This is a genomic window from Shewanella sp. 5_MG-2023, from assembly GCF_030547465.1.
GTDB lineage: Bacteria > Pseudomonadota > Gammaproteobacteria > Enterobacterales > Shewanellaceae > Shewanella.
This window is the reverse complement of the sequence record NZ_JAUORC010000024.1, coordinates 39,413-52,754: the sequence shown is the minus strand read 5'-3', so window position 1 is coordinate 52,754 and position 13,342 is coordinate 39,413. Positions and strand designations below refer to the sequence as shown.

Here is a 13,342-nt window from a genome sequence, read left to right as displayed (position 1 = left end):
CACAAATAATTAGAAGTGCTCTATGAGATTGAATAAACTTTTTGCCTCGATGATTTTAGTCGGCGCGTCATTTTCAGGCAATGGTATGGCGGAAACTTTCCAACCATTTGAAGTGACCGACATCCAGATTGATGGTTTACAGCGAGTCGCACTTGGTGCTGCCTTGCTAAACCTGCCCGTTAAAGTGGGCGATACGGTAGACCAAGTAAAATTACAGCAAGCCATTAAAAGCTTGTATGCCTCAACCAACTTCGAAACCATCAGTGTTAGCCATGAAGATGGCGTATTGCTTGTTTCCGTTAAAGAGCGTGCCACTATCAGTGCTGTTACCTTTGAAGGTAACAAAGATATTAAAGATGAGCAGTTACAAGAAAGCTTAGACGGCTCAGGTATTAAAATCGGTGAGTCACTTGATAGAACCATGTTGTCAGGCATCGAAAAAGGCCTGCAAGATTTCTATTACGGTGTGGGTAAATACGGCGCGAAAGTTGAAGCAGAAGTCATTAACTTACCTCGTAACCGTGTTGAACTTAAATTTAACTTCACTGAAGGCTTAGCGGCTGAAATTCGCCAAATTAACGTAGTGGGTAATACCGTTTTTTCAGATTCTGAATTAATTGGTTTACTTGAGCTTAAAGATTACGTTGCTTGGTGGGACTTATTTGGTGAGCGCCGTTATCAAAAGCAAAAGCTTGAAGCTGATTTAGAAACGGTAAAAACCTACTATCACAACCAAGGTTATATTCGCTTTGCGGTAACATCAACCCAAGTGGCAATGACCCCTGATAGAAAAGGCTTGTACATCACCATCAATGTTGATGAAGGTGATAAGTACGAGGTCTCTGAAGTTAACTTAACCGGTGATTTAATGGGCCGTGAAGAGTTGATGAAGGCTATCTTGCCGATCAAAGAAGGCGATATGTACAACGGTGGTGATGTTACCTTCACCGAAGAAATGTACAGCAAGTATTTAGGCCGTTTTGGTTATGCTTATCCTGAAGTAAAAACCTATCCAGAAATTAATGACGAAACCAAAGAGGTTGCATTAAACATTAATGTTAACCCTGGTAAACGTGTTTACGTGCGCTCAATTAACTTCAGCGGTAACACAGTTACTAAAGATGAAGTAATGCGTCGTGAACTACGTCAAATGGAAGGTGCGTGGTTAAACTCAGCTCAAGTTGAGCAGTCAAAAGTATTGTTAAACCGTTTAGGTTACTTTGAAACAGTTGATACTGAAACCGTACAAGTACCTGGCAGTGATGACTTAGTGGATGTGGCTTTCAATGTGAAAGAACAGCCATCTGGTTCATTTAACGCCGGTGTGGGTTATGGTACTGAATCAGGCTTAAGTCTGCAGTTTGGTGTACAGCAAAGTAACTTCTTAGGTACGGGTAACCAAGCGGGTATTAACTTAAATACCAATAAGTATTCTAAGAACGTTAACTTCTCTTACACTGACCCGTACTTTACTAAAGATGGTGTGAGCTTAGGCGGCAGTATCTTCTGGAACGAGTTTGATGCAAACGAGGCTAACCTTGAGCGTTATAAGAATAAATCTTATGGCATCGCGGTAAACTCAGGCTTCCCGATAAACGAAAATAACCGTTTAAATGGTGGTATCGGCTATCGTCATAACGCGATTTCAGAAATCTCTGCTTACGAACAAGCATTACGTTTCTATAATGTTTACCGTGAGTCTGATGACCCGAATTCTGATTTAGCCTTTGATAACTTTGAGATAAATGGTGGTTGGTATCGCAGTACATTAAACCGCGGCACCTTCCCAACAGATGGTTCATCGCAGCGCCTAAGTGCGAAAGCAACCATTCCAGGGTCGGATCTGCAGTATTTTAAAACTGACTTTGATACCAACTTTTACTTACCATTAACCCGTAACCACAGCTTTGTGTTACTAACGCGAGCGCGCTTAGGTTATGCCAATGGTTATGGTAAGTTTAATGATAATGATCAAATTTTGCCTTTCTGGGAAAACTATTACTCAGGTGGTAGTAGCTCATTACGTGGCTTTAAGTCTAATTCTGTCGGCCCTCGTTCGTTCTATTTATATCGTGGTAGTGAGCCATGTGCGCCAGATCCATCAGGTGACGGCTGTACACTGCCAGGTGATCCTAACCGAATTCAAGTGAGTTCTGGTCGTTCTATTGGTGGTAATGCCATTGCGACTGCCAGTGTGGAAATGATTGTTCCAACGCCTTTCTTGGATGAGGCTTATTCTAATTCAGTACGTACTAGTTTCTTTGTTGATGCTGGTAACGTATGGGATACCGAGTTTGATTATGACTCGTATAGATACCTTCCAGCGGATGAGTTTGACAAACTGGAAGATTATAGCGACCCAGGTCGGATCCGTGCCTCTTGGGGTATGAGCGTCCAATGGTTATCACCAATGGGACCTATGGTGTTTAGCTTGGCTTGGCCGATTAAAGAGTACGAAGATGATGAAACAGAGATATTTTCGTTCAACATTGGCAAAACGTTCTAAAACAAATACACTCAGCAAGTTTTGCTGATAATAACAAGGAGTCTATTTTGAAAAAGATGTTAAATCGCGCGTTAGTAACAATGGCATTTTTAAGTGCACCTATGATGGCACATGCTGAAAAAATTGCTGTGGTTGATATGGGCGAAGTATTTGAGCAACTGCCTCAACGTGAACAAATTTCACAGTCACTAAAAACTGAGTTTGGTGATCGAGTTGCTGACGTACAAAAAATGCAAGAACAAATGCGTACATTAGTTGAAAAGCAACAACGTGATGGTGCGTTAATGAGCGAAAGTCAAAAAACTGAGCTTGGACGTGAAATGGAATCACTAAAGTCTGATTTCCAATTAAAAGGCAAAGCACTTGATGAAGATATGCGTCGTCGTCAAGGTGAAGAGCAAAACAAGCTTTTAGTTAAAGTACAAGAAGCGATTAATACTATTGCTGCAAAAGAGTCTTATGACATCGTATTGCAACGTGGTGCAGTTATCTACGTTAAGCCAGATGCTGATATCAGTGATAAAGTTGTTCAAGCGTTAAGTAAAGGCAACTAATGAAAACCGTGACTTTAAAAGAGCTTGGTCAGCTATTAGGCGCATCTGTTAAAGGCGACGACACTTTGGTGATCACCAGTGTTGCGACCCTAGAAGATGCCGCCTCAGATCAACTTTCTTTTTTAGCCAATAGTAAATATCGTGCCCAGCTTGAGACCTCTCAAGCGGGTGCGGTGTTATTGAGTGAAAAAGATGCCGAAGATTACAGCGGCAATGCTTTAGTGTTAAAAGACCCATACGTGGGCTTTGCACGGGTAGCACAACTTTTAGATACCACCCCAAAAGTTACCAAAGGTATCCACCCCTCGGCACAAATCGATGCCTCAGCGCAACTGGGCGAGAATGTCGCTATAGGGGCTAATGTTGTCATCGATGCCAATGTCATTATTGGTAATGACGTACAAATTGCTGCAGGTAGTGTTATTGGCGAGCAATCTATCATAGGTTCTGGCAGTATTTTAAAAGCCAATGTGACTTTTTATCATGATGTGATTGTTGGTCAGCAATGTATTTTTCATTCTGGTTGCGTGATTGGTTCAGATGGCTTTGGCTATGCGAACGAGCGCGGTAACTGGATCAAAATCCCACAAACTGGTGGTGTAAGAATTGGCGATAATGTAGAAATTGGCGCCAATACCACAGTCGATCGTGGTGCTTTATCTCATACAGAAATTCATGATGGCGTTATCATCGATAACCAAGTTCAAATTGCCCATAATTGTGTTGTCGGCCAAAATACCGCTATTGCAGGAACCTCATTCCTAGCCGGTAGTGCGACTCTTGGTAAGTACTGTATTATTGGTGGCGGTAGCGGTATCGCAGGCCATTTGAAGGTTGCAGACGGCACCCATGTCTCTGGCAGCACCAATGTGACAAGCGAAATTCGTAAACCAGGTTTGTATTCATCTGCTACAATTGCAATGGATAACAAATCATGGCGTCGCAATACTGTTCGTTTCCGTCATTTAGATGAATTATTTAATCGCGTCAAAGTGATTGAAAAGAAAATACAAGATTAGAAGTCATGGCATGATTGCCATTGCGAGGAATTAGCGTGTCAAACCAATTAAATACCATGGATATTGAAGAGATCCTTCAGTATCTTCCTCATAGATACCCTTTTTTGTTAGTTGACCGTGTTCTAGATTACACCGTAGGTGAGTCTTTACATGCGATTAAAAATGTCACCTTTAATGAGCCTTTTTTCCAAGGTCACTTCCCAGTTAAACCAGTAATGCCTGGTGTATTAATCATTGAAGCGATGGCCCAAGCAACAGGTTTGCTTGCATTTAAAACCATGAGTCCAGATCCATCACCAGATGTCTTATATTTACTTGCTGGTATTGATAAAGCACGTTTTAAGCGGGTGGTATCTCCAGGTGATCAGATTCATTTCCACGTTAAAATGATTAAAGAGCGCCGAGGAATTGGTGTATTTGAAGGACAAGCATTCGTCGATGGCGAGCTAGCCTGTTCAGCCGAAATCATGTGTGCACGCAGAGAGATCAACAAGTGATTGATAAGTTAGCATTCGTTCACCCAGACGCAAAAATTGGTAACAATGTCACGATTGGCCCTTGGAGTTATATTGGCGCTGACGTTGAAATTGGCGACGATACTTGGGTTAGTTCACATGTCGTTATCAAAGGCCCAAGTGTCATTGGTAAAGGCAATCGTTTCTTCCAGTTTTCTTCAATTGGCGAAGAATGCCAAGATAAGAAATATGCTGGTGAGCCAACAACTTTAATCATGGGTGATAATAATATCATTCGTGAAAACGTGACTATTCACCGCGGTACCATTCAAGATAATAGTGAAACCCGTATAGGTTCAAATAACCTACTTATGGCTTATGTGCATATCGCTCATGACTGTGTGTTAGGTGACAATATTATCATGGCAAATAATGCTTCTATTGCAGGCCATGTACATGTTGGTGATTGGGCTATTTTAGGTGGCATGACTGGTGTACATCAGTTTGTACATATTGGTGCCCATGCGTTTACTGCAGGCTCTTCAACCATCTTTCAAGATGTGCCGCCATTTGTGATGGCAGCCGGTAGCCCAGCTATCCCAAGAGGTCTGAACGTTGAAGGTTTGAAGCGCCGAGGTTTCACTAAAGAAACCCAACATGCTATTCGTCGTACCTATAAATCGCTATATCGTAAAAATTTAACGATTGAAGAAGCATTAGCTGAAATTACTGAAGACGCTGAAGCCGATGAATACGTTAAAGGCATGGTTGAATTCATTAATGGTTCATCTCGCGGGATCATTCGATAGTATTGATAATGACAAATAATACCCCTCGTATATTTGCTATGGTCGCCGGAGAAATCTCCGGCGATATTTTAGGCGCAGGCTTAATTAAGTCGCTACAAAATCACTACCCAGATGCGCGCTTTATTGGCATTGGTGGTCCTCAAATGGAGGCTCTTGGTTTCGAGAGCTTTTTTTCGTTTGAAGAGCTTGCCGTTATGGGGATTGTTGAAGTGTTAGCAAGGCTGCCGCGTTTACTTAAAGTGCGCGCCAGTTTGATTGAGCAAATTTGTGCAGCAAAACCTGATTGCTTTATTGGTATTGATGCGCCAGATTTTAACCTTGGGGTTGAACTCAAGTTAAAAAATAAAGGCATAAAAACGGTCCATTATGTGAGTCCGTCGGTCTGGGCTTGGCGTCCAAAACGTATTTTCAAAATCGAAAAAGCCACCAATATGGTGTTGTCGTTATTACCTTTTGAAAAAGCGTTTTATGACAAACATCAGGTGCCATGTACCTTTGTCGGTCATACTTTAGCGGATGATATTCCGCTTGAAAGCGATAAGTTAGCTGCCCGTAAACTGCTGGGTTTAGACCCTAATGCAGAATATTTAGCCATTTTGCCTGGATCTCGCGGTGGTGAGCTAAAACAGTTAGCTGAACCTTTTATTAAAGCGGCGCTGATTGTTAAGCAAGCTTATCCAGATATTAAGTTTGTCACGCCACTGGTTAATAAGGCCCGTAAGGAGCAGTTTATTGCCGCCCTTGAGCTGTATGCACCAGATTTGGTTATCGATTTAATTGAAGGGCAATCAAGGGAAGTCATGGCCGCAGCTGACGCTATTTTACTAGCATCAGGCACTGCAGCACTTGAAGCCATGCTGGTTAAAAGGCCTATGGTGATGTCTTATCGGGTTAATGCGCTGACTTACAAAATTGCTAAACGCATGATGTTAGTTGAGCATTATTCTTTGCCAAACTTGCTCGCGGGCAAAAAGCTTATTCCTGAAATTGTTCAAGATGAGTGTAATCCTGAGAATATTTCAGCTGCAGTGATTGAGCAGTTAAATGCAGATTTTACGCCGCTTAAGCAAGAGTTTGAGCAAATTCATCGCAGTTTACGCTGCAATGCCAGCGATAGAGCTGCTGACGCGGTAATTAACTTACTCGATTAATATCAGTAATTTTTAAAGCCTGATTGAGTGATGTTATTCGCTCAAGCAGGTTTTTTTATGGCAATTTTAGAGGTGATTTGTGAGTCGTATTCCTGCAGTAATAAAGGGTATTACCCCCGAACAAGTTGAATACATTAGCCGCGGCGTGGTCGCGGGTGTTGATGAAGTTGGCCGAGGCCCATTAGTGGGTGATGTGGTTACCGCAGCAGTTATTTTAGACCCTGATAATCCGATATCAGGCTTAAATGACTCAAAAAAATTAACTGAAAAACGCCGTGAATTGCTATTTACTGAAATCAGTGAAAAAGCCTTATGCATTAGTGTCGGCCGTGCATCCCCATTAGAGATTGATGAACTTAACATTCTCCATGCCACCATGCTGGCTATGCAGCGGGCAGTGCAAGGCTTAACTATTACCCCAGAGCGAGTGTTGGTGGATGGGAATCGTAGTCCAGAGTTTGGAATCGTTAGTCATGCCATTATCAAAGGTGATGGCTTGGTGGCAGCAATAAGCGCCGCATCGATTATTGCCAAGGTAAGCCGCGACAGGGAAATGGCTGAGCTTGATGCCAGATATCCACAATATGGGTTTGCCAATCATAAAGGTTACCCAACTAAAGCCCATTTTGAAGCATTAGCACAACATGGGGTATTAGCTGAACACCGCAAAAGTTTTAAACCAGTCATGGCAGTACTGGCAAAATCTGAATCTTAAACCGCTTTGGTTATAACAATATAGCATTAGACAGCATTGCCAAGTATTGCCTACGGCATTGGCGCTGTTTAATCGGCTTATTTAGCGATGATAGCCCTAATCTGTTCTATTAAATTTGGGGTTAGTTTGTTAATCTGGCTAGCAGTTTTTTCCTTTTAATCACGCATTTCAAAGATACTATAATCTATGTCCGATCCTCGTTTTGTTCATCTTCGCGTTCACAGTGATTTTTCCATGTCAGATGGCGTGGCAAAAGTTAAACCTATTATTGCCAAAGCCGAAGAGCTTGGAATGGGGGCGCTAGCGATAACAGATCAAAATAACTTTTGTGGTCTGGTAAAGTTTTATGGTGGCTGTCATGGGGCAGGGATCAAGCCGATTGTTGGCGCTGATTTTTGGATGAAAGTCCCAGGTTTTGAAAAAGAGTTTTGCGCCTTAACTATCATCGCCTTAGATAACGACGGTTATCAAAATTTAACCCAGCTCATCAGTGAGGCCTATTTACGTGGCCAAATAGATGGGCGAGTGGTTATCGATCAAGAGTGGCTGATTAAGTTTAATAAAGGCATTTTGATTATTTCTGGGGCGAAAGAAGGCGATGTTGGTAAGGCATTATTAAAAGGTAACCAAACCCAAGTTGATCAGCTGATAAATTTCTATCAAACCCATTTTGAAGATCGTTACTTTTTAGAGCTTTTGCGAACTGGCAGAGCTGATGAAGAACGCTATCTGCACATGGCGGTAAAATTAGCTTCTGATCGCAATCTACCTGTTGTGGCGACCAATCAGGTGGTCTTTTTAAAGGCCGATGATTTTGAATCCCATGAAATACGGGTGGCGATCCATGACGGTTTTACTTTAGCTGATCCTCGCAGACCGAAAAAATACAGTAAAGAACAATACTTACGCACAGAAGAAGAAATGTGTGAGTTATTTGCTGATATTCCATCAGCACTGGCAAACAGTGTGGAAATCGCCAAACGCTGTAATGTGACTATACGTTTACACGAATATTTCTTGCCTAACTTCCCAACGGGCGATTTGACCATTGAAGACTTTCTCGTCGAAGTGTCGGAAAAAGGCCTAGAAGAGCGGCTGGAATTTTTATTCCCTGATGAACAGGTACGTTTAGAAAAGCGTCCCGAGTATGATGAACGCCTAGATATTGAGCTAAAAGTGATTAACCAAATGGGCTTCCCTGGTTACTTCCTTATTGTAATGGAGTTTATTCAATGGGGTAAGGATAACGATATTCCTGTTGGACCGGGTCGTGGATCTGGTGCGGGCTCATTAGTGGCATATGCACTAAAAATTACCGATCTTGACCCACTAGAGTACGACTTACTGTTTGAACGTTTCTTAAACCCAGAACGTGTCTCTATGCCTGATTTCGATGTCGATTTCTGTATGGATAGACGTGATGAAGTTATCGATCACGTTGCTGAATTGTATGGCCGAGATGCGGTATCACAAATTATTACCTTTGGTACCATGGCGGCAAAAGCTGTGGTACGGGACGTTGGCCGTGCACTCGGTCACCCCTATGGTTTTGTTGAACGGTTAACAAAAATGATCCCTGCAGAGCCCGGGATGACTCTGACCAAAGCCTTTGAAGTGGAGCCATCATTACCAGAAGCGTATAACGCTGATGAAGATGTCCGTGAGCTGATTGACATGTGTCGACGACTTGAAGGTGTTACTCGTAATGCCGGTAAGCATGCTGGTGGCGTGGTTATCTCACCGACAGTTATCACTGATTTCTCGCCCCTTTATTGTGATGCTGAAGGCTTAAACCCAGTAACGCAATTCGATAAAAATGATGTAGAAACCGCAGGGCTAGTTAAGTTTGATTTCTTAGGCTTAAGAACCCTGACCATTATTGATTGGGCGCTGCAAATGATTAACCCGCGCCTAGCAAAGCAGGGCAAAGAGCCCGTCAGGATTGAGGCCATTGACTTAACCGATCCTAAGTCGTTTAGATTACTTCAGCGCTATGAAACCACAGCGGTATTCCAGTTAGAATCCCGTGGTATGAAAGATTTGATTAAACGTCTGCAACCCGATTGTTTTGAAGACATGATTGCACTTGTGGCACTGTTTCGCCCAGGCCCATTGCAATCAGGCATGGTAGATAACTTTATTGAGCGTAAGCATGGCCGTGAAGCGGTCTCTTACCCTGATGCAGAATATCAACATGAGTCATTAAAAGAGCTGTTAGAGCCAACCTACGGCATTATTTTGTATCAAGAACAAGTGATGCAGATTGCGCAGGTGCTAGCAGGCTACACCCTAGGTGGCGCGGATATGTTACGCCGTGCAATGGGTAAGAAAAAACCTGAAGAAATGGCCAAACAGCGTGGTACTTTCAAAGAAGGGGCTATCAACAATGGTGTTGATGGCGACCTGTCGATGAAAATCTTCGATTTGGTTGAAAAATTCGCCGGTTATGGTTTTAACAAATCTCACTCAGCAGCCTATGCACTGGTTTCTTATCAAACCCTATGGCTAAAAACCCATTATCCTGCCGAGTTTATGGCTGCGGTAATGTCAGCGGATATGGATAACACAGACAAAATCGTTATCTTAGTCGATGAATGTGAACGCATGGGCATACCGCTTATTCCACCGGATGTGAATAAAGGCTTATTCAAATTTACCGTTGATGACGAGCTTAACATTGTCTACGGGATCGGTGCGATTAAAGGGGTTGGTGATGGCCCAGTGGAATCGATTCTCAATGCCCGAAAAGACGGACCATTTATTGATTTATTTGATTTCTGCGCCCGAATTGATCTTAAAAAGCTCAATAAACGCGTCATCGAAAAACTGATTTGCGCCGGTGCATTAGACAGTTTAGGTCCGCACCGCGCGGCGATGATTGCCACCTTACCAGAAGCGATTTTGGCCGCGGCCCAGCATGCCAAAGCTGAAGCTATTGGCCAAAACGATATGTTTGGCCTACTTAACTCTGAACCAAAAGACAATAAACAAAACTTTGTTGAATGTACTCCTTGGCCTGATAAAGTTTGGCTTGAAGGTGAGCGTGATACTTTAGGTTTATACCTTACAGGTCATCCGATAAATCAATACTTAAAAGAGCTGAAGCAGTACACTTCAGGGCGTTTAAAAGACGTCCATCCGACTGACCGCGGTAAAACCATGAAGGCCGCGGGGCTAGTTATTGCCACTCGAGTGATGGTAACCAAACGTGGCTCAAAAATGGGGCTAGTGACGTTAGATGATAAAAGCTCACGCTTAGAGGTGATGCTATTTACTGAAGCGTTTGAAAAGTTTAATCACTTGCTTGAAAAAGATAAAATTTTGATCTGTGAAGGTGAGGTCAGCTTTGATGATTTTGCTGGTGGCAATCGCATGACTGCCCGCAACATCATTGAAATTGGCGAGGCTCGTAGCCACTTTGCCAATGCAGTGGAAATAAACATTACTGCTGATGACATCAATCAAACTTGGCTTGAGCAATTTGAGCAAGCATTAACGCCATGGAAAAACGGCAGTGTGCCGGTTATCATTAATTATCAGCAGCAACAAGCAGCAGGCCAATTACGCCTTGGTGATGAATGGCGGGTGAATCCAACCGATGAACTGATGCTGGCAATTGAAAGTCTAGTGGGCTCTAAAAACGTCAAAATCGTGTTTAATTAATTTAGCAAACTGGCTTTGGTTTCGGGCTCACATTGCTGAGCCATTTGGGCAATAGAGGCATCCATTGAGCGTAGATATTTGCAAAGCGATACAAGCGCATGCGCTAGTGCTATTAAACGCACAGCCTCAGGCTAAGTTAGTATTAGCTTACAGCGGCGGGGTTGATTCTGAATGCCTTGCCTATGGTTTAAGCCAGTTTGCCCAGCAGCACCCTAATATCCCTTGCTTATTAGTCCATGTTCATCATGGGCTTAGTGACAATGCAGAGCATTGGGTCAATCATTGTCTCACTCAGGCTAAGCACTATCAGTTACCCATTCAGATAGAACGTGTAGCGATTAATAAAGCTGCGCGGCAAAGTTTAGAGGCGCTCGCCAGAGATGCCCGCTATAACGTCTTCAAAAAATACCTTAACCAAGGCGATATATTACTCACCGCCCATCATCAAGATGATCAACTGGAAACCTTACTGTTAGCCCTCAAACGTGGTCAAGGGCCCAAGGGCTTAGCGGCCATGGGCGCCATGCAGCCATTTAATCATCAAAGTTGGATTGTTAGGCCGTTACTTGATGTTACTCGCCAGCAAATTGAAGCTTTTGCCAGTGATAACCAACTTAAGCACATTGAAGATGAAAGTAATCAAGATGAGCAATTTGACCGTAACTTTCTGCGCCATGACATCATTCCGAGATTAAAAGCTCGCTGGCCAAGTATTGCCACCACCGCATCACGCAGTGCTAAATTATGCGCTGAGCAGCAGCAAGTGATTGAAGATGAAGTTGATACGCGCTTACCCGCATGGCTTGATACAGCAACACCATTTGAGTTGCCCGCTTTTAAATTACAGCAATTGTCAGACCAAACACCTCAATGGCAAGCCCTGTTGCTGCGGGGCTTTATTCAATCTTTAGGGTTTAATTTGCCGTCTCAATCGCAGCTGGAACAAATTTTACAGCAGCTGATCTATGCCGCTGATGATGCCAAGGTGGATATTTTTTGTGGTGATTACTCAATAAAGCGTTTTGCTGGCAAGGCATTTGTGGTGCCTGTTAGTAATGAAAAGCCAGATGATGTTGAGTTGATTGGCAATATTCAGTCATTGTGTACTGGCAAGCAATTGAGTTTAACCGTGCAGATGAATCAGCTAGCTGACTGCGCTATTGGTTTAACGCAAACGGGAGTAAGACTAAGGTTAGCGACAACGGAGCAAGTGACTATCTCATTTGGCGCCAAAGGCAGTATTCGCTGTCAGCCGCATTTTCGTGATAAAGGCCGTGAGCTTAAAAAAGTTTGGCAGGAGCTAGCCGTGCCACCTTGGCAAAGGCATAAAATACCGCTTATTTTTTACAATGACACCTTAGTTGCCGCCATTGGTTTTTGGGTTGATAAACGCTATCTTGCCAGCCATAACGAGTTAGGCGTTTGTTTGCATACTTAATTTAAAGCCGTTTTTACCCGCGGCTTTTGCTGCATACAACGCCATATCTGCAGTTTCATAAAGTTTGTCTTGGGTTTGTGGTGGTAAAAACTCAGCCACCCCAATACTGCATTGCACCTTAAATGCACTGGTTAATGGGTGGCTATTTATTGCCGCAATAATACGTTCACACAATGGTGTCATCGTATGTTCTTTTCCTTGGGCTATAATTATAAATTCATCACCACCAATTCGAAATGCTTGGTCAGTATTGCGGATAGCATCATTTAATAAATCAGCAAACTCTTTTAATACCGTATCCCCCAGTTTATGACCATGTTGATCATTGAGGTTTTTAAAGTTATCTAAGTCCAGCACAATCAGAGAAATATCAGCTTGTTTTCGGTTAGCTCTTGCCAGTGCACTCTTAATACTTTGCCGATAATAATAGCGATTACCTAGCCCAGTCAGGGCATCAAACATCGCTTGGTTCGACATCTGCGCATATTGGTAGGCATTATGTAATGGCTGATTGAACAGTTCTTCTAAGGTGTTTAACAATCTTGTTTGACTTGGTGTCAGTGGCGTAGATAAGTAATATTTAATGCTATAGGGCTCACCAAAACCGGTGATCACTCGCTGAATACTGAGTCCCTGGCAACGACCCCAATTCAGTTTTAATTGGTGATTAAGCTGGATGCCGCGGATCGGCAAAACTTGTCCGATGCTTTTGCCATAGCGGGCAAAAACGCTTTCAGGGTCTAAATTTGAGTGTAATTGCTGTAACACTGCCAGTAAATTAAGCCTAGGTTCTTCATCGGTTGTTTTATAATAAGCTTCTGATTTACTTATAGTTAACTTCGGGTATGGTTGTGACGTTACTGCGTAGTCCATAGCTATTATCCCAATGATGATTTCAAGTTTCTAATTGTTATTCGTTTGATAAATTTATTAAGCAATAACTATGCCTGTTATTTTTTGTTTACCATTTTCATAAGGTTATTGTTAATTTGCCACTTTGTTAATAGACTGTTTATCTAATCGTTATTTTAT

The 13,342-nt window shown here is 42.7% G+C and carries 10 protein-coding genes; 9 read left to right on the top strand and 1 reads right to left on the bottom strand.

The features are described from left to right. Positions 1–22: 22 nt before the first annotated feature. The 9 genes from bamA (at position 23) to tilS (ending at position 12,310) form a co-directional block, all read left to right on the top strand. Positions 23–2,506, top strand: a complete 2,484-nt coding sequence (gene bamA, locus Q4557_RS14755; protein WP_102439647.1) for an outer membrane protein assembly factor BamA — start codon at positions 23–25, stop codon at positions 2,504–2,506. 56 nt (positions 2,507–2,562) lie between these two features. Beyond that, a complete protein-coding gene (locus tag Q4557_RS14750; protein WP_102439646.1) occupies positions 2,563–3,060 on the top strand; it encodes an OmpH family outer membrane protein in 498 nt (165 codons plus the stop codon). Then, positions 3,060–4,079 (top strand): UDP-3-O-(3-hydroxymyristoyl)glucosamine N-acyltransferase, encoded by a 1,020-nt coding sequence (lpxD, locus tag Q4557_RS14745; protein ID WP_303413653.1) that lies wholly within the window; start codon positions 3,060–3,062, stop codon positions 4,077–4,079. Before Q4557_RS14750 ends, lpxD begins: the two co-directional genes overlap by 1 nt. 35 nt (positions 4,080–4,114) lie before the next feature. Beyond that, complete coding sequence (gene fabZ, locus Q4557_RS14740; protein WP_076542894.1) at positions 4,115–4,576, top strand: 3-hydroxyacyl-ACP dehydratase FabZ; 462 nt, start codon at positions 4,115–4,117, stop codon at positions 4,574–4,576. Next, positions 4,573–5,343, top strand: a complete 771-nt coding sequence (gene lpxA, locus Q4557_RS14735; protein ID WP_102439644.1) for an acyl-ACP--UDP-N-acetylglucosamine O-acyltransferase — start codon at positions 4,573–4,575, stop codon at positions 5,341–5,343. Before fabZ ends, lpxA begins: the two co-directional genes overlap by 4 nt. Before the next feature lie 8 nt (positions 5,344–5,351). Next, a complete protein-coding gene (gene lpxB, locus Q4557_RS14730) occupies positions 5,352–6,494 on the top strand; it encodes a lipid-A-disaccharide synthase (RefSeq protein WP_102476172.1) in 1,143 nt (380 codons plus the stop codon). Between the two features lie 88 nt (positions 6,495–6,582). Further along, entirely contained in the window at positions 6,583–7,209 is a 627-nt protein-coding gene (rnhB, locus tag Q4557_RS14725; RefSeq protein WP_303413686.1) for a ribonuclease HII, read from the top strand. Between the two features lie 186 nt (positions 7,210–7,395). Beyond that, the gene (dnaE, locus tag Q4557_RS14720) at positions 7,396–10,872 is read left to right on the top strand and encodes a DNA polymerase III subunit alpha (protein WP_303413647.1); all 3,477 of its coding nucleotides are present in this window, start codon (positions 7,396–7,398) and stop codon (positions 10,870–10,872) included. Between the two features lie 64 nt (positions 10,873–10,936). Continuing rightward, on the top strand, positions 10,937–12,310 hold the full coding sequence (gene tilS / locus Q4557_RS14715; protein ID WP_102476169.1) for a tRNA lysidine(34) synthetase TilS: 1,374 nt from the start codon (positions 10,937–10,939) through the stop codon (positions 12,308–12,310). Here tilS and Q4557_RS14710 read toward each other — a convergent pair. After that, positions 12,287–13,183, bottom strand: a complete 897-nt coding sequence (locus tag Q4557_RS14710) for a GGDEF domain-containing protein (protein ID WP_303413644.1) — start codon at positions 13,181–13,183, stop codon at positions 12,287–12,289. The genes tilS and Q4557_RS14710 overlap by 24 nt on opposite strands. Positions 13,184–13,342: the final 159 nt, after the last annotated feature.

Excerpts from the sequence above, each read along its gene's own strand:
- bamA (WP_102439647.1), top strand. The coding sequence starts at position 23 with ATGAGATTGAATAAACTTTTTGCCTCGATGATTTTAGTCGGCGCGTCA.
- lpxD (WP_303413653.1), top strand. The coding sequence starts at position 3,060 with ATGAAAACCGTGACTTTAAAAGAGCTTGGTCAGCTATTAGGCGCATCT.
- lpxB (WP_102476172.1), top strand. The coding sequence starts at position 5,352 with ATGACAAATAATACCCCTCGTATATTTGCTATGGTCGCCGGAGAAATC.
- Q4557_RS14710 (WP_303413644.1), bottom strand. The coding sequence starts at position 13,183 with ATGGACTACGCAGTAACGTCACAACCATACCCGAAGTTAACTATAAGT.
- dnaE (WP_303413647.1), top strand. The coding sequence starts at position 7,396 with ATGTCCGATCCTCGTTTTGTTCATCTTCGCGTTCACAGTGATTTTTCC.
- Q4557_RS14750 (WP_102439646.1), top strand. The coding sequence starts at position 2,563 with ATGTTAAATCGCGCGTTAGTAACAATGGCATTTTTAAGTGCACCTATG.